This window comes from Sedimentibacter saalensis (assembly GCF_007830175.1).
GTDB lineage: Bacteria > Bacillota > Clostridia > Tissierellales > Sedimentibacteraceae > Sedimentibacter > Sedimentibacter saalensis.
Genome location: NZ_VLKH01000001.1, coordinates 393,360 through 411,693, shown reverse-complemented (window position 1 = coordinate 411,693; position 18,334 = coordinate 393,360). Strand labels below are relative to the sequence as shown.

Genomic DNA, 18,334 nt, shown 5'->3' with positions numbered 1-18,334 from the left:
TGATAAAAAATGTAAAAATTGTGTATTATTTGATTTAAGAAGCATGATTTTTTAAGTCGGAGCGTTTTAATTGCACTTTTACAAGCAATTTACGAAAAAATTACATCTTATTGAATATTAAATTATTTTACGTATGATAAAATTTAAAATATTATTGCATACGGAGAAGAGATATGTCAGATAAAATAAAAGAAGCATTGGATTATGTAATTGATAACAAGAAAATAAAGACCGTTTTTCAACCGATTATATGTTTAAGAAATGGAAGCGTATATGGTCATGAAGCTCTTAGCAGAATAACTTGCGAAAGCGAAATAAAGAATCCGGATATGTTGTTTAACGCTGCAATAAAGTATAACTGCCTGTGGCAATTAGAGCTTTTATGCAGGACTAAAGCACTGGAAGCTGCGTTCATATTCATGATTCCGCCGTACAGCAAGAAGCTTTTTATAAATGTAAATCCAAGCATAATGCATGATGAAACATTTAAAAGGGGATTTACCAAAGATTTCTTAAGACAATACAACATCGATCCCAAGAGTATTATTTTTGAAATAACAGAAAAGAATGTAATAACAGATATCAGCAGCTTTAAATCAACTATATCTTATTACAAAAATCAGGATTACAGCATAGCTATTGATGATGCCGGATCCGGTTATTCAGGATTAAATCTCATAAGTGATGTAAATCCCCACTTCATTAAACTGGATATGAATTTGATCAGGGGAATAAACAAGGACAGATTGAAATATTCATTGGTCAAGGGTATGGTTGAATTTTCAAAGGTATCAAACATATCAATTATAGCCGAAGGAATTGAAACATACGATGAACTTGAAACAATTATAAATTTGGGTGTTCAATATGGACAAGGGTATTACTTTCAAAGACCTGAAGAAAATATTAGAGATATTGACGAATCTGTATTGAAGTCCATCATAGAAATAAATTCAAAAAAGAACCACATAACCAATGGAGTTACATCTAGTATTTACATAAAAAATTTAGCAAGGTTTTTGTATAATAAGCTATTTAAAAGGTTTTTTAAAACTGAACCATAATTTCTATATAAACAGCCGACTATACGAATTTAATGGACCGGATGTTTATGTTTTTACTAAATTTTAACATGCACATGCTAAGACTTTATTATTGAAGATAAATAATGGTAAATACATAAAAATCCGCTTCAGACATATCTGAAAGCGGATTTTATATTTGAGGTATCAACATTTAAAGAGTTTAATTTTATCAGAAGTTTTCGGCCTGGTACATTGTTGAAATCCTTGTTTTTTTAAAAGTATTTTTGCTTTTTTTAACTCTGTACATCACAATTGAGTAGTAGTTGTCATACTCCTTGTCCTGCTGCTTTTTTCTATCTGCCAGATCTTTCATAAAAGCAGTTTTAAATTCATCATGTGTCATGCCCATATTATCCTCCATATTTTATTATTGTAATTGCTGATATCTAAGATATTTTGTTATTTTATTAAGTCTGCAGCACTTTGAGGCACATATACGTTTATTCCGTTAAAAACTACCACACCATCGAGTTTAACTGCTTTTCCATTAACATATGCTATGTTTTTGTTTATCGGCATTTCAATTTTAATGTTGTCTTTTTCAACTATAAACACGGGATTGTTAACATCTGAATTATTAAATTCAACCTTTGCTCCTTTTGATTCGAAAACATCTCTTGCTTTCACAAAGAGCCTGTCAGTTGCCTGATCTAAGTCCAAACCCATTGCTTTTTCCATATATACTGCGATATCAGTGTTCTCAACTGTACCTGTCAGTTGGCTTATGTTTGCAGGTGCATATACATAAAGAGTCACATCTTCTCCGGTATGGCCTTTTGTTGTAAATCCTATATTTGCTCTTTTGCCGATCATAGGACCTACAGAATAATTCATATCTCCGTCCTCGGTATTTTTTATTGCTTCAATTTCTTCAGCTGTCAAATCATTAATTCCGTAGTATTGTGACATAACTTCTGCTACATTTGAACGATCAGCATTAAGCTTTGAAGCAATTCCTTCACCGGTTAATGAAGCGCGTTTTAAAGGATTGATGAATGCTGAGAGAGGTGTTTTGTCATAGCTGTTGTCAGTTGAACTGTTTCCTATTGATATTCCGCTGTTTCCATGGTCAGTTGCTGCAATTACAAGTGTATTTCCGTCAGCCTTTGCAAAATCCAGTGCTGCACCCACGGCCTTGTCAAATGCCAGTACATCAGAAATTACGCCTATAGGGTCATTTGCATGGGCTGCCCAGTCAACCTTGCTTCCTTCAACCATCAGAAAGAATCCATCTTCATCCTGAGACAAAAGTTCAATTGCTTTTTTAGTCATTTCTTCAATGGAAGGTTCTTTTGCTGGGTCGCGGTCAAAATCATAAGCTAATGCTGAAGGAGCAAACATTGCCCAAAGATTTCCTTTAGTTATATTTCTCAGTTCAGCTGGAGAAGTAACGTACTGATAATTTTTCTTTATTTCAGCAATAAGATCTTCATTGTCTTTTCTGTTTTCTTCAGCGAAAAATTTTGAACCTGAACCAATTACTACATTAAGTTCCTGATAAACCTGCTGTTCAGAAATTGAATCATAGTTTTTTCTGCTTGGGTCATGTGCTGTAAAATCAGCAGGTGTTGCATGCATTATTTCGCTTGTTGCTATTATTCCTGTTGCCTTCCCGTCAAGCTGCGCTGCTTCAAGTATTGTTGCCACAGGTTTTCTTTTATCATCTGGATTTAGTTGCTCAAGACCGGGCATTGAATTTACATCAGGCAATACTCCAACAAACCCTGTATGTGATTTATATCCTGTTGCCATTGCTGTTCCTGCAGGTGCTGAATCTGCTATGGGAGCATCGGAAGAATAAGTTCTGACCAGACCTGATGCCATACTGTCCAAATTAAGTTCATTTCCTCCATTGTACCATCTTGACAATGTCAGTGCGCCGGTACTCATTCCGTCAGGTATGAGCAAAATAACATTTTTTACTTCATTTTGAACATGTACATCATTTATACCTGCCGCCAGTACGCTTTCTGTCATTGTAAATGTCATTGCCGCTGCCAGCAACCCGCTTATAATTCTGTTTAACTTCATAATTTCCTCCTAATATTGTAATTAATGCAATTATATAGGCAGTTTGTAAAATGACTTAGGCATGGCTGTAAAAAATATGTTTTTTATTGGTAAAGGATGCTTATGTTAATTGAATTTTTTTGATTTTTGCAGAAAGACTATGAAAATAAGCAATTTTACTTTGTTTTTACCATAAGCTGGATTTGTTTATACAATTCAACTTTATATTAAATTTATAAAATATTAGTTGAAAGGATTAAATTATGATTAATTTTGAAGACATAAAAAACAGCAAAGAAATAAACACATATATTAAAAAAGCGGATGATTCACTTGCTGCTTTAGGATATACAGAGCATTCATTAGCTCATGTTACTAAGACAGCAAGTGAGGCAAAGGACATACTTGAAAAACTTGGGTATGATGAAAGAACCACGGAACTTGCAAGCATTGCCGGCTACATGCATGATATTGGCAATGTTGTGAACAGAATAGATCATGCTCAGACAGGAGCAATAATGGCATTTCGAATATTGGATAATATGGGTATGGATGTGGCTGAAATTGCAACAATTATTTCAGCTGTAGGCAATCATGATGAGTCTACGGCAGTTCCTGTAAATGAAGTTGCCTCAGCATTAATATTGGCAGATAAAAGTGATGTGCGCCGTTCAAGAGTAAGGAACAGAGATTTTTCAACTTTTGACATACATGACAGAGTCAATTATTCTGTGGAAAAATCAAACCTTATATTAAATGTAGAAAATAATGAAATAGTGCTGAACTTGACGATAGATACAAAAATATGCGCAGTTATGGACTATTTTGAAATATTTTTAGGAAGAATGCTGCTTTGCAGAAAGGCTGCGGACTATTTAAAACTGAGATTTAAACTAGTCATAAATGAAGTGGAGCTTTTATAAGTAATTAAAAATATAAAGAAATAACAAGTAATCCTCCAAAATATAAAGACAAAGCAAACTAATTTGCTTAGTCTTTATATTTAATATATGTCATATGCTCATTACGCAGGGGAAGATGATATCTACTGTTTGACAAGTATTTAATATAACATTATAATATACAGTAAATCTGCATTTAAAATTCATATCTTTCAGAGTAATATGTTTCTTTAATGAGACATATTCTTATATAGCAGAAAGGAGTGGTGGTATGAAAAGAAGTAAAAAAATATTATTACTTATTTTATGTATTGCCTTATTATTCGTACCGGTTACTTCCTTTTTTTACATAGCAGGTCATATGAATCATGAATGTATCGGAGTGGATTGCCATATTTGCGCACAAATTGGGTTTTCAATTCATAATATAAACATTTCTAAAATTTTTATTATTGCAGCATTATATGCATTAATAGTCTTTGTTACAGCATTATCTATTTGTCCCTCTGAGGATGTCATTTGCCATTCAGGCATAACTTTAATATCATTGAAAGTAGAACTTCTGAATTAACTTACGAGGAATGACTGTTTACACCAGGTATATATCTGGTGATGTTTATGTACTCAAAAATTGGTTTTAGATATTTTAATGTTGTTAATTCAGGAGGTATTAAAAATGAAGAAGAATTTAATAATTGTACTGGTGCTTTGCGTTTGCATGTGCACTTTGTTTGGATGCAGTAAAGCATCTGGAAGTGGTTCATCAAAAGGTGACAATTCTGACAAGTTAAGTGTTGTATGTACTACTTTTCCGCAATATGACTGGGTGAGAGAGATAATTGGAGATAAGGCAGACCACATTAATCTTACACTTTTATTGGATGATGGTATGGATCTTCACAGCTATCAGCCTACAGCGGAAGATATTTCAAAAATTGCAGGTTGTGATGTATTCATCTATGTTGGCGGTGAGTCAGATGGGTGGGTAGAAGATGCTCTGGCAGAAGCAACGAACAAAGAAATGCAGGTAATTAACTTAATTGAGGTAATTGGGGATTCTGCTAAAGAAGAAGAAGTAACTGAAGGAATGGAAGTTGAAGAAGCTGAAGAAGGTCATGGTGAAGAGATTGAGTATGACGAGCATGTATGGCTTTCTCTTAAAAATGCACAGTTGATATGTAATTCAATCTGTACTTCTATTTCAACACTTGATGCAGATAATAGTGAGTATTATAAGAAAAACTTAGAGACTTACATAGATAGACTGTCAGCACTTGATTCGGACTACAAAAAAACAGTGGATAATTCAGTGCGTTCAACTGTATTGTTTGGAGACAGGTTCCCATTTCGTTACATGGTTGATGATTACGGACTTGATTATTATGCTGCTTTTTTAGGTTGCTCTGCTGAAACAGAGGCAAGCTTTGGAACTATCTTATTTCTATCAGAAAAAATGGATGAACTTGATCTTTCGTCAATTTGCGTAATTGAAAGTTCAGACAAATCAATAGCACAGACTGTTGTCAATAATACAAAGAGTAAAAACCAGAAAATTCTTGTTATGAATTCTATGCAATCTGTTACATCACAAGATGTAGTAAATGGTACAAATTATATTTCCATTATGGAAAGTAATTTAGCGATACTAAAAGAAGCATTGAATTAGAATTATTGATTTTAAAGCATTATAATTAATATAGACAACAAGAAAAGAGGTTTTATTATGGCTCAGATTATCTGTAATGATGTTTCGCTGGGATATGAAGGTAGTATTGTAACAGAACATTTGAATTTTGAAATAAATGAGGGAGATTATTTATGTATTATTGGTGAGAATGGTGCAGGAAAAAGTACTCTCATAAAGGCACTTCTTAACCTGAAATCGCCTGTCTCCGGGCAAATTACTGTAGGTGATGGACTGAAACCAACAGAAATAGGATATCTTCCACAACAGACGGTGGTTCAGAAGGATTTTCCTGCATCTGTATGGGAGATTGTATTGTCAGGCTGCTTGAACAGATGCGGCCTGAGACCGTTTTATACCAGAGAAGAGAAACAGTTGGCAGTGGAAAATATGGAAAGACTTGGAATCAGCAATCTGTCGAAAAAATGTTATAGGGAACTGTCAGGAGGTCAGCAGCAAAGAGTTTTACTTGCAAGGGCATTGTGTGCAACAAAGAAGATGCTTCTTTTGGATGAGCCAGTGGCTGGACTTGATCCTAAAGTAACCAATGAAATGTATGAATTGATCTATAGATTGAATAAAAAGGATGGCATTACAGTTGTTATGGTATCACATGATATAGAAGCAACAGTGAAGTATGCAACACATATTCTGCATGTTAGCAATATTCCTCTGTTTTTTGGAAAGAAAGAAGAATATGTGATAAGCGGTAAGGGGTTTCAAACAAATATTCAGGGAGGAATAAGCAAATGAATGGAATTACAGGTACTTTATTGCATTATTTTACATTTCCATTTGTTAGGTATGCGATGATTGTAGGTGTATTGATAGCGCTTTGTTCTTCATTGCTTGGAGTAACATTGGTATTGAAGAGGTTTTCTTTCATTGGAGATGGGCTTTCTCACGTGGCTTTCGGGGGAATGGCTGTTGCCTCTGTATTCGGACTTACAAATGATGCTGTTATTGTAATGCCTGTGACTATCATATCAGCCGTGCTATTGCTAAAAAGCGGACAGAATAAAAAAATTAATGGAGATGCCTCACTTGCCATGATATCAGTGGGTACATTAGCAATTGGTTACCTACTCATGAATCTTTTTTCAAAGTCTTCTAACATATCGGGCGATGTTTGCAGCACTCTTTTTGGGTCAACATCCATACTAACTTTAACTATGGCTGAAGTATGGCTATGTGTTATTATGTCCATTGTTGTGGTGATTTCCTTCCTTTTGTTTTACAATAAAATTTTAGCAATTACATTTGATGAGACATTTTCCCAGGCAACCGGTACGAATACAGGTTTTTATAATCTCATAATTGCTGTTATTACAGCAATTATCATTGTGCTTGCAATGAATCTGGTGGGTTCCTTGCTAATATCTGCACTTATTATTTTTCCGGCATTATCCGCCATGAGAGTATTTAAAAATTTCAGTGCAGTCATATTGTGTTCAGCGGTTATTTCTGTAATTGCCGCTGGTAGTGGAATTATTATATCAATTCTAGCTTCTACACCCGTAGGTTCCACAATTGTTGCAATTGATATTTTAGTGTTTTTTATATTTTGCACAATAGAAAAGTTAGCAGGAGGAATGATACAATGTCAATAATAGTGAAAAAAACAATAGCATCATGCATAATATTGATTTTGACTATGGTTATGTCCGCATGCGGAAAAGATACAAGTATGGTGGAAGAGATAGCAAATAAACAAGATGGCACTATACAGGGCACAGCTGAAGTGGAAAGTAAATTGCAAGACAATGATGAAAAGAATGAAACAGATATAGAAGAAACAAAAGATATAAATGATGTTGACGTTGATTTGACTGTGTTAAGCAGCACCATGGTTTATTCGGAAGTATATAATATGATGGTCAATCCAGATGTATATTTGGGAAAGACCATAAAGGTTATCGGGCCATATTATGCAGGCCAATTAGTATATGGGACAGAAAAGTATTATCATTTTGTCGTTATCAGTGATGCTACAGCATGCTGCCAAAATGGTATAGAATTCATATGGGATGACAACAGCCATGTTTATCCGGATGAGTATCCAAAGGATAATACTGTAATAGAAATAACAGGTGTATTTAGTTCTTATGAAGAATCAGGAAATACATATTACTATCTGAAAGCAGATGGAATAACCATCAAGTGATAGATATAATATTAAATAACTGTGTCAGACTGCAAAGGGCTCCGGAATCTGATGCGGTTATTTTTTTATTTTAATGATAAGCGGGAATAATTACTTGTAAATTTTAGCATTATTAACAAGGATTCGTTGACATGAGCTCCTAATGTCAACTATAATAGTTTGTGATATAGCTAACAAATAATGATAACATCAGGAGCTACTAACATGAAACTGCAATCATTAAAATATTTTGTAAATTTAGCTGGAACGAAGAGCTATACCAGGTCAGCAGAAGAATGTTTCATTACACAGCCAGCGCTAAGCCGTTCAATATCCGAACTTGAAAATGAATTAGGATGCAGATTATTTGAACGGAACAGCCGTTCTGTTGAATTAACTGAGGAGGGAAAAGTTTGTCTGGCTGAAGCAAAAAAAATAATAAAACATTGTGATGCATTGGTTGAAAAAGTAACTAATGCCAATCAGCAATTCAAAAACCCTGTCAAAATCGGATATGTTATATACGGTCATTTAGCAGTATTCAATAAAAAATTAAGTCAAATACCAAACAGTAATACAATAAAGATAGAAACGGAATATGATTCTTTGGCAAGAACAAACGAAAAACTAATGTCAGATGAAATTGATATGGCCATTATTCCTGAGGCTTCCATAACGAGTTTTAATAATTTTAATTCATTCAAATTGCAGAAAAGTCAGCTTTATGTACTTATACCTAATAAAAACGAACTGTTTCATCGTAATTTTGTTAACTTTAATGATTTGAAAAATCAGAAATTTATTGGATGGTGTCCGGATGAAACACCGTTAATAAATGATTCTCATTCTATGGTTTGTGAAAAGAATGGGTTTAAACCGGAATTTGTGGCTTACGGTAAGAAAATGGGAGATATAATGACTTTGTCAATTTTACATAACGCTTTGGGATTTGCATCCTGTAAACTTGCAGTTGTTGATCAAGAAGAATTTAAATTAATTCCTGTATCAGACAGCAAAGAAAATTTTGGCCTTTTGTGCATATGGAAAAAGGATCAAAAAAACCCATCAATTAATAAACTCATGCAATTGTTTGCGTAGTAATCTATTACATTTTTTTATAGATGGCATATTTAAATGCATTATAGGCATTTCTATATGCTATTTTTGTATGTTAAAATATATACAGCTTCAAGCTAGACGTAATTCAAGGGAGGAGATACGATGAAAAGAAAAATTTTAAGCATATTGCTGTGTGTTATGATGGTAATGAGCATAGCAGGATGCAGCAAAGAAGCAGCTAGTGAAGTTAAGACAGAAACTTACACAAAGGTTGCAAAAGGTTTTGGAGGAGATGTTACTGTAACTGTAACATTAAAAGATGGAGTTATTTCTGATGTAAAGGCTGAAGGACCAAATGAAACAAACGGTATTGGAAGCAAGGCAATTGAAGAACTGCCGAAATTAATGGTGGCTGCAAATTCTGCAGATGTTGACGGAATTACTGGGGCCACTATAACAAGCAATGCTGTAAAATCAGCAGCAAAAGCAGCTTTAAAGGAAGCAAATGGTGAAGTTGAAACAGTATTGTCATTTACACCGGGAACATATTCAGGTGAAGCATATGGAAATACTTCTACGATTGTAGTAGATGTTACAGTGACTGAAAAAGAAATTACTGACATTAAAGTTGCCCAGCAAAATGAAACACCAATATTATTCGATGCTGCAAGGGATACAGTTATTTCTGAAATATTAAAAGAACAATCTTTAGCTGTTGATACAGTTTCAGGTGCGACAGTAAGTTCTAAAGCCATTATAAGTGCTGTAGGAAATGCTCTTGAAAAATCCGGCGCTGATATTGATGCATTGAATATTTCGAAGGAAAAAGAAAATGTGACTCCACAGGAAATTACAAAGACAGCCGATGTAGTTGTTATTGGTGGAGGCGGAGCAGGCCTTGTTTCAGCTATTTCTGCTGCAGAACAGGGATCATCTGTAATTGTGCTTGAAAAGGCTCCTTTCTTAGGCGGAAATTTAACGGTGTTTGGAGGAATTTACAATGCTCCGGATAAAGAAAAGCAATCAAAGATGGAAATGAGTGAAGCAGTTAAGAAAACATTAGAAACAGCTATTAATGCCGAACCTGCAAATGAAGTGCATGCTGCTGCAATTGCAGCAGTGAAGGCTGACTATGAAGCGTGGAAAGCAAACGGCTCAGTTGGATTGTTTGACTCAGCATCATGGTTTGCTCTTCAAACTTGGAACTCCGGAGATAAAGTTGCAAATAAAGAATTGGTTGATATTATGTGCAATAATGCCTATGATGGCTTTACATGGCTGGAAAACATTGGCGTTGAATTCAATGACAAGCTGACACAAGGAGCGGGTTCTCTGTATCAAAGAACTCATGGTGCTGTTAAACCTAGCGGTTCCGGATTTATTAATGCTTATGTTGAAACCCTAAAGAAGTATGGTGACAAGGTTACTATAATGATGGAAACACCAGCGGATACATTAATTATGGAAGGGAAAAAGGTTGTTGGAGTAAAGGCAACTGATAAGTTTGGCAATAAATATACCGTGAATGCAAATAATGGTGTTATTTTAGCAACCGGTGGATTTGCAGGAAATGTTGAACTGCGCCAGGAATATTGCGAAGGTGAAAAATGGAAGGATTTAAGCGATAAAGTTTTAACTACTAACTTAAAAGCAATAACTGGCGATGGTATAATTATGGCTCGTGAAATAGGCGTTAACTTAGTTGATATGGATCAAATACAGCTGCTGCACCTGGGCAATGCATTTACAGGTTCTACAAAAGGAGTTATACCTTACAAAGGAAGAAACTCAGACGAAGTTATATTTGTAAACTCCAACGGTGACAGATTTGTAGCAGAAGATGGCCGTCGTGATGTAATGTGCAATGCAATTTTAGAACAAGAAGGCGGATTCTATTGGATGATTCACGATTCTAAAAATATTGATCCTAAAAGTGCTGAAGCAGAAAACTTCATAAAAGGCGGATATTTGTACAGGGCTGAAAGTTTAGAAGAGTTAGCCGGATTGATTGGTGTTCCTAAGGAAAATCTTGTTGCCAGTGTAAATGAATACAACAAGTATGTTGAAACAGGAGTAGATGACCTCACAGGAAGAAAGCTTCTTGTTGCAACAATTGATGAAGGACCTTTCTTTGCTGCAAAACGTGTACCATCTGCTCACCACACTATGGGAGGCGTTGAAATAGATTCTGAAACACACGTTATTTATAAAGACGGATCTATAGTTGAAGGATTATATGCTGCGGGAGAAGTAACCGGAGGAATTCATGGAGGAAACCGCGTAGGCGGAAATGCAGTTGATGATACTGTTGTATTTGGAAGAATTGCAGGATATAATGCTGCAAATAAGAAGTAAAAAGAAATAAATGTAAATAATTAGCAGCAAAACCTCTGGACGGATGTATTTTATATGCTCTGTTTGGAGGTTTTTTTATATACGAGGAAAGTTCTCTTTCCAGTATATAAAAAACGGGGATTGCAAAGGGCGGGACGCCCTTGCCGTCAAGGGGGGTGCTCAGCAAAAAATACGTTAGTATTTTTTGCGCCTAAGGGGGACATAGGTCCCCCTAGCGGAGTTGCGGAGCAACTTTTTTATTAAGAAAGCAGAAAAGTAAGGTAAATTGGTATTGCATATAAACATTTACATTTTGTTTTATTATGGATATAATTATATGTGTGCTGTTTTTTAAAATGGCAGCATATTTACTTAATAAAATCATGTGCTGCGAAATCAGGAGATAAAATGGAAACTAAAGCTGCGGATTATAATGAAACAAAACAAAATATATTTGATACTGCAAAAACTCTTTTTTATGAAAAGGGTTATTATAACACATCAATAGGAAATATCTCTGAAGCAGCAAATGTAAACAGAGCCTTGGTATCATATTATTTCCAGAGCAAGGGAAATTTAGCGCTGCACATTGTAAATCAATTCAATACCACAATAACAGAAAAAATAACGTACAAATTAAAAGAAACAAATGTAGATGCGAATCCGCTTGTATTATTTGCAGTGGAAACCAGAGCATTTAATTCTTTTAGACGTCTCAATGAAAATTACAGACGTTTCATGAAGGAAGTTTCTCTGGAAAACATATTGACACTGGGAGAAAACTGGATAGTAAGAGCCATCAGGGGCAACACCATTTATGAATATCTGGAAAAGACACATGATATTTGTTTAAGCGAGGTGGATAGACAAATTTACCAGAGCAGTCTTTCTTCAATAATAAGCGGATTGATAATTGTTCACAGCGAGGGACATATTGATTGTTCTCATGAATACATTGCTGAAAAGGAATGTGAAATGTACTTGAAGATGCTGGGACTGGAAAAAGGCGAAATAAGCATGATACTACAGGAATCAAAGGCAGTGTATGATAATATTGACATAAAGATGGAAAAGAATTTTAATATAAAAATAAAATAATCTGTCGGCAATTACCGGCAGATTATTTATTATAATTTTTGAATTATTTCATTTGTGAAGCACTTTCTCCGGCAATTTTACCAAATACTATTATGTCTGTAATAGCATTTCCTCCAAGTCTGTTTCCTGCATGGATGCCTCCTGTAACTTCACCTGCTGCATATAATCCAGGTATTGGCTGATTATTTGCATCGAGAACTCTTGCAGATGTATCTATAGCCAGACCGCCCATTGTGTGGTGTACTGAAGGTGATCTGGGTGTTGCATAGAATGGTGCTGTCTCAATTTTAGTTCCAAAGTTTGACTTGCCGAAATCTGGGTCAACTCCTTGTTCTATATAACCGTTGTATTTGTTTATTTCATCAATCAGAGCATTTTTATCCATTCCCAGCTGAACTGCTAAATCTTCCAATGTATCTGCGCGGTAGATGCTCTTTGTTTCAACCAATTTTTCTACATCATCGCCCCATACGTTTTTTCCTTCAGGACTGATTCCTGCTGTGTTCTTGTCGCAGATTATATAGAAAAGCTGATCTTCCTGCTGCAATGCAGCGCTTGCCAAAACATCTCTTTCCGCATATTCGTTTACAAAGCGCTTACCATCTTTGTTTACGAAGACTTGAGTTTCTGCACTGCCCCATACGCCGCCTGACAATGATCCTGTTTCAGGATGTGAACTTGGCATAAGCTGAATGAATCCCATTCCTACAAGCTGTGCTCCAACATTTTCTCCCATGATGATTCCGTCTCCTGTTGCTGCAGGTGTGTTTGTGGTTTTCATAGTGAGAGGCATTTCAGGCCAGTAAGTGTTGTACTTTTGTCTCATTTCTGGATTTGCTCCAAATCCACCGGTTGCCATTACAACACCTTTATTTGCCTTTAATGTTACAGGTGTTCCGTCAGACTTTACAGCTTTTACTCCTGTAACTTTTCCATTTTCAACAATTAGTTCTTTTGCTTCTGTTTCAAGCATTATTTCAGTGCCTAATTTAACTGCTGTATCTTCAAGAGGTTTCAGATAACCAATTCCAGTGTGTTCCAAAGGTGAATGGCTTCTTGGCCAAAGAGCTCCAAGAACTGTACCAACTTCATCGCTTATGTGTGCTCCTAATCCTTCAACCCACTTAAGTGTCGGCAAAGAGTTGTTTGTCATGGTTGTAACCAGCTCATAGTTGCCAGTTATTGTATTGCCTTTAAGGTCAGTTCTTTTTCCGCCTATGTAAGCATGAATTGTGTGCAGTTCTGGTGAATCAAAAAGAACTGTTGTATCTCCTGCAAGATATTCTTTGATTTGTCCTTGAAGTGTTATTAATGATGGTGCGAAATCTCCGTAATCTTCAGGTTTATCATCAAGATATCCCTTCAGTTCATTTAAAAGAGACTGGTTCATCTTAACGTTTTTTTGCCTGTCAGGATCATATGTGTTGTATTGTCCGCCGGCTCTTATGGTGTTGCCGCCGGTTGAAATGCTTTTTTCAATTACGATTACAGTTGAACCGTCTTCTGAAGCAGATGCTGCTGCAGCAAGTCCTGCTCCGCCGCCGCCGATTACTATTACGTCAGCTGTTTTTTCAATTGCTTCGCCTGTTTTTGAATCAGCTGATTTTTGTTTTAATGCTTCAATATCTCCCCCTGCCTGCTTCACACAATCTTCAACAGCTTTAAGAATAGCATTGCTAGAATAAGTTGCACCTGTTATGACATCAACTGCCAATGTTTGTCCTTCCAGAATGCTTGTTCTTATTTTTTCAAGGGCAGCATCTCCAAGCCCTGCAGTTTCTGTCTGATTTAGTATTTTAATATCCTTTATTTCTGTTGCTGTGAAAGTAACTTCTACTTTTACAGGTCCGCCGTTACCTTCAGCTTCTGCAGTGTAAGTACCTTCCTTGAAAAGTGCCTTTGAATCTTCGCCAGCGGCCGCATCTTTTGAATTTCCATTGCTGCATCCTGCTGCAAGAAGCAATACGAAAATCATCAAGAGGCTAATTAGGCGTTTTTTCTTTCTAATCATTTTATTCTCTCCCGTCAAGTTGTTTTATATTGTTTAATAAAAGTCAAACAATATAAAATTATTATAATAAGCAATATTAAATAAGTCAACAATAAAATTAAACGCATTTAATAAAATATATATAAATATTGAAAATATAGTATTGATTATTATAATAATATTTATAAATGTATTTAAAAAGTAGAAATATTATTTATGAAAAATATATAACATTATAAAAAAACCGAAGCAGGACATGAATATTTTAAATAGCATTATCTATCAATAACATTTGGTTATTGATGTTGATAAAATTATATTATTTTACAATTATCACACCAATGGATATAGTTAATTAAAAAGCATAATGGAGGAAAACTATGTACATGCAGAAGTATCCTTGCGTATACATGCGCGGAGGCACAAGCAAAGCAGTTATTTTTCATGAAAAAGATCTTCCCGAGGATAAAAGTCTGTGGGATAACATATTTTTAAAGGTGATGGGCACGCCTGACGTGAAACAAATAGATGGAATGGGAGGAACAGTTTCCTCAACAAGCAAAATAGCCATAGTTTCTCCATCAGACAGGGAAGATGTTGATGTAAATTATACTTTTAAACAAGTTGATATAATAATACCAAGAGTCGATGGAAGTGCTAACTGCGGAAACATTTCATCGGCAATAGGACCCTTTGCCATAGATGAAGGTTTAGTAGAGGCAGTGGAGCCTATAACAGTGGTTCGTGTATTAAACACAAATACAAACAAAATTATTGAGGAGCATGTCCGCGTCAAAGATAAAAGGGCAATGGTTCACGGTGACGAGGTTATTAAGGGAGTTCCCGGCACAGGTTCAAGAATTGATATGTATTTTGAACAACCCGGAGGGGCTGTTACAGGCAAATTATTTCCAACGGGAAATAAAAAAGATATATTTGACGTGCCGGATTTTGGCAGTATAGAAGTAACCGTCATTGACTGTTCAAACCCAATCGTCTTTATAAGGGCAAGGGATTTAAAAATAAAAGGAACAGAACTTGTTGAACTGAACAACAACAAGGAAGTTATGGAATATATTGAGCGCATTCGCTGCATTGCAGCTGAAAAATGCGGATTTGTGGACAAATGGGAACAAGCCAGGACTATGTCCACTTCAGTCCCTAAGGTATCCATAGTATCGATTCCACAGGACTATGAAGATATGGACGGAAATAATATAAAAGCATCAGAGATGGATTTGTGCTGCAGAGCAGTTTCAGTTGGAAAACTTCACAAGGCGTACCCCATGACTGTGGCTGTTGGAACAGGAGCAGCAGCTAAAATTCCAGGAACTATTGTAAATGAAATAGCATGTCTTAGTAAAAATTACAGCAAAGACATAATAGTGCTTGGTCATTCAAGCGGAACAACAGAAGTTGACATGAAAATGAATGGTGAAGAAGTTCTTAAGGGCGGAGTTACGAGGACGGCAAGAAGAATCATGGACGGATATGTCTATGTAAGGGATTAATATAATGAAGTAATCAAGGGGACATTGTCCTCTTTTTTATTTGCTGCTCAATATGTAGGGCTGACGTCGTGTCTGCGAGGTATAGTTTTACATCCTTTGTGACAGGTATACCATATGAGCATATAATGTAACATAAAATAATTATATTATGGAGGATAACGATGCCTACAAGCATGGATTTTGTACGCCAGTCACTGGAGCTACACCTTTTTTTTGCACGAATAATGAAAGAACACTCGTTTTTTCTTGAGCTTGGATTTACGCCCAGGGACAGTAATTATACGCAAAGAGCAGATGAATTCAGAATGGAATTTGACAGGCTGTTAGGAGAAGTTGTTTCACTTTCTAATGGTATTGTAAGCCAAAGTGTACTTAAGTCAGGTGAAGTTATAACACCATATACACTTAAGGCTGAAATGGCCTCTTCATACTATACAGGATTGCGCATACCTACTGAACTGACTCAAGAAGAAGCAAGATTGATGGGCTCTGATTCAGCACCTTTTAACCCGAGGATCGAAGAAAGAGTATTTATGATAAATCAATGGGCAATTGACTTAGTTACAGAATTAATTCAGTTTAAAGCAAATATTTTAAGAAATGTTCTTTCATGTAAAATGTTTACGTCAACATATCCTTTGATGGTAGATCACATCATGCGTGAAGCTGATCTTTACTTGCAAATGATTAAGAGACTTCAAAACAGAGAAGTAATAAATATGGAAATGGAAGCTGCGCAACAGGAAATGTTCTGGAATAGAATAATGGCAGAACATTCAAAATTCATTCGCGGTCTTCTTGATCCTACCGAAGAAGAATTGTTCAATACAGCAAATGATTTTGGGCGTGAGTTTGATGAATTGACTTTAGCTTCAAAAGCTGCTATGGACAGGACAATTCCTTTAGCTCAGGTTACTGATGCAAGTCTTAAAGCAACAGAAGCAATACGCAATTTCAAGGCACAGGGAACACAGGGATTGATTGAATGTAAGATTAAGTCAATCATCATACCGTTATTGGGAGACCATACGCTTCGTGAAGCAAATCATTACTTGAGACTTTTGAAAATTTTAGAAAAATAAAATTGCATGTTAAAAAAACGGCTAAGGATGAATAAATCATAGTCGTTTTTTCATGGATTTAAAATGAAATAAAAAATATGAAAATATGTGTTGACAATATTACTAATTAGTAGTAACTTGTGCACCCTGGACTCTCTATCAATGACATGATATTTATTTAAGTAAAATTACTTTTAACATAAATATAAAAGAATCAAAAGGACAAAATAAAAAAATAAAAAATTTCGGAGGATAAAATGACAAAAGATTTTTCAACATCAGTTATGGACAGACGTTCATATTATGGAATAAGCAAAGAAACTGTGGTTTCAGACGATAGAATTAAGGAAATAGTGGAGAATGGAATGAAATATACGCCATCAGCTTTCAATTCTCAAAGTGCAAGAGCGGTACTTCTTTTAGACAAACAACATGACAAGTTTTGGAATATTACAATGAAAGCATTGAGAAATATAGTTCCTGAGCAATCATTCAAGCCAACTGAAGAAAAAATAAATTCTTTTAAAAGTGGATATGGAACTGTGCTGTACTTTGAAGATCAGGCAGTGGTAGAATCCCTTCAGGAGCAATTTGCCACATACAAGGATAATTTCCCTGTATGGTCCCAGCAGTCAAACGGGATGCTTCAATATGTTATATGGACTGCTTTACAAAATGAAGGATATGGTGCATCGCTTCAACATTACACTGAACTCATAGACAAGGATGTTAAAAAAGAGTGGGAAATACCGGACACTTGGAAGTTCATAGCTCAGATGCCTTTTGGAAAGCCAACAGCACAACCGGATGAAAAGCAGTATAACTTTTCAAAAGAACAAATTATGATATACAAATAAAACAAATTGACAAACCGTAGGGGCGGACTACTGTCCGCCCGGGGCAATTAATTCAAAAAAGTTGTTATCTGCGGGAGAGCACAAGGCTCTCCCCTACGAACTTAGATTTCAAGTTCACAACAATTCCCAATATTAATTAATTTAATGACTTTGTAATCAATCTGACAGAAGTTAATCTTCTGTTTTTGTTTGTCGGCATTAATATGCCTAAGATTATTATTTTGAAAGTATGATTATAGCTTTGATTTATAATCATCAATTGCATTATGCAGGGCATCGGCTGCTATGTTTGAACATTTTAATTTTTGAGGGGGAAGTCCTCCCAGCGCTTCTGAGACAGCTTCATTTGTTATCATCATAGCCTGGTCCAATGTCTTGCCTTTTGCCATTACAGTCATCATACTTCCGGCAGCTATGGCAGCACCACAGCCAAAGGCTTTGAACATTATATCAGTAATAATTTCTTTATGAACTTTTATATAAATTGTTAACCTATCTCCATCTGAAGGGTTGCCTATATTACCAATGCCATCTGCATCTTGTATTTCACCGGCATTTCTTGGAGCTGAAATATGATCTAAAGCTATATCTGTATACATA

The 18,334-nt window shown here is 35.5% G+C and carries 17 protein-coding genes; 13 read left to right on the top strand and 4 right to left on the bottom strand.

Annotated elements, in window-relative coordinates:
* Positions 1-173 precede the first annotated feature (173 nt).
* Complete coding sequence (locus LY60_RS01795; protein ID WP_145079176.1) at positions 174-1,064, top strand: EAL domain-containing protein; 891 nt, start codon at positions 174-176, stop codon at positions 1,062-1,064.
* Positions 1,065-1,254: 190 nt separating this feature from the next.
* Here the strand turns inward: LY60_RS01795 and LY60_RS01790 are convergent, their stop codons facing one another.
* A complete protein-coding gene (locus LY60_RS01790) occupies positions 1,255-1,434 on the bottom strand; it encodes a hypothetical protein (RefSeq protein WP_019227942.1) in 180 nt (59 codons plus the stop codon).
* Between the two features lie 50 nt (positions 1,435-1,484).
* Positions 1,485-3,116, bottom strand: a complete 1,632-nt coding sequence (locus LY60_RS01785) for an alkaline phosphatase (RefSeq protein ID WP_145079173.1) — start codon at positions 3,114-3,116, stop codon at positions 1,485-1,487.
* A gap of 242 nt (positions 3,117-3,358) precedes the next feature.
* On the opposite strand from LY60_RS01785, the gene LY60_RS01780 reads away from it, so the two are divergent.
* From LY60_RS01780 to LY60_RS01740, 9 genes are all read left to right on the top strand, one after another.
* Positions 3,359-4,018 (top strand): HD domain-containing protein, encoded by a 660-nt coding sequence (locus tag LY60_RS01780; protein ID WP_425474214.1) that lies wholly within the window; start codon positions 3,359-3,361, stop codon positions 4,016-4,018.
* Positions 4,019-4,268: 250 nt separating this feature from the next.
* Positions 4,269-4,568, top strand: coding sequence for a hypothetical protein (locus LY60_RS01775; protein WP_145079167.1), 300 nt, complete (start codon positions 4,269-4,271; stop codon positions 4,566-4,568).
* Between the two features lie 105 nt (positions 4,569-4,673).
* Positions 4,674-5,663 carry a metal ABC transporter substrate-binding protein gene (locus LY60_RS01770; protein ID WP_145079164.1) on the top strand — a complete coding sequence of 330 codons (990 nt, stop codon included), beginning with the start codon at positions 4,674-4,676 and terminating at the stop codon, positions 5,661-5,663.
* 57 nt (positions 5,664-5,720) lie between these two features.
* Positions 5,721-6,434: a metal ABC transporter ATP-binding protein gene (locus LY60_RS01765; RefSeq protein ID WP_145079161.1), complete on the top strand. Its 714-nt coding sequence runs from the start codon at positions 5,721-5,723 to the stop codon at positions 6,432-6,434.
* On the top strand, positions 6,431-7,291 hold the full coding sequence (locus tag LY60_RS01760) for a metal ABC transporter permease (RefSeq protein ID WP_145079158.1): 861 nt from the start codon (positions 6,431-6,433) through the stop codon (positions 7,289-7,291). The genes LY60_RS01765 and LY60_RS01760 overlap by 4 nt, the downstream gene beginning before the upstream one ends.
* Positions 7,282-7,845 (top strand): hypothetical protein, encoded by a 564-nt coding sequence (locus LY60_RS01755; protein WP_145079155.1) that lies wholly within the window; start codon positions 7,282-7,284, stop codon positions 7,843-7,845. Before LY60_RS01760 ends, LY60_RS01755 begins: the two co-directional genes overlap by 10 nt.
* Positions 7,846-8,025: 180 nt before the next feature.
* Positions 8,026-8,922: a LysR family transcriptional regulator gene (locus LY60_RS01750; protein WP_145079152.1), complete on the top strand. Its 897-nt coding sequence runs from the start codon at positions 8,026-8,028 to the stop codon at positions 8,920-8,922.
* 123 nt (positions 8,923-9,045) lie between these two features.
* Positions 9,046-11,238 carry a flavocytochrome c gene (locus LY60_RS01745; protein WP_145079149.1) on the top strand — a complete coding sequence of 731 codons (2,193 nt, stop codon included), beginning with the start codon at positions 9,046-9,048 and terminating at the stop codon, positions 11,236-11,238.
* 387 nt (positions 11,239-11,625) lie between these two features.
* Positions 11,626-12,315: a TetR/AcrR family transcriptional regulator gene (locus tag LY60_RS01740; protein WP_145079146.1), complete on the top strand. Its 690-nt coding sequence runs from the start codon at positions 11,626-11,628 to the stop codon at positions 12,313-12,315.
* Between the two features lie 43 nt (positions 12,316-12,358).
* Here LY60_RS01740 and LY60_RS01735 read toward each other — a convergent pair whose 3' ends face one another.
* The gene (locus LY60_RS01735) at positions 12,359-14,326 is read right to left on the bottom strand and encodes a flavocytochrome c (RefSeq protein WP_145079143.1); all 1,968 of its coding nucleotides are present in this window, start codon (positions 14,324-14,326) and stop codon (positions 12,359-12,361) included.
* Between the two features lie 359 nt (positions 14,327-14,685).
* Between LY60_RS01735 and LY60_RS01730 the strand changes: the two genes are divergently transcribed.
* From LY60_RS01730 to LY60_RS01720, 3 genes are all read left to right on the top strand, one after another.
* Positions 14,686-15,816, top strand: a complete 1,131-nt coding sequence (locus tag LY60_RS01730) for a 2-methylaconitate cis-trans isomerase PrpF family protein (protein ID WP_145079141.1) — start codon at positions 14,686-14,688, stop codon at positions 15,814-15,816.
* 161 nt (positions 15,817-15,977) lie between these two features.
* Positions 15,978-16,898 carry a DUF2935 domain-containing protein gene (locus tag LY60_RS01725; RefSeq protein WP_145079138.1) on the top strand — a complete coding sequence of 307 codons (921 nt, stop codon included), beginning with the start codon at positions 15,978-15,980 and terminating at the stop codon, positions 16,896-16,898.
* A gap of 236 nt (positions 16,899-17,134) precedes the next feature.
* Positions 17,135-17,734, top strand: a complete 600-nt coding sequence (locus LY60_RS01720) for a nitroreductase family protein (RefSeq protein WP_145079135.1) — start codon at positions 17,135-17,137, stop codon at positions 17,732-17,734.
* Between the two features lie 233 nt (positions 17,735-17,967).
* On the opposite strand, the gene LY60_RS01715 is transcribed toward LY60_RS01720, so the two are convergent.
* Positions 17,968-18,333: an iron-sulfur cluster assembly scaffold protein gene (locus LY60_RS01715; protein WP_145079131.1), complete on the bottom strand. Its 366-nt coding sequence runs from the start codon at positions 18,331-18,333 to the stop codon at positions 17,968-17,970.
* Between the last annotated feature and the right edge of the window lies 1 nt (position 18,334).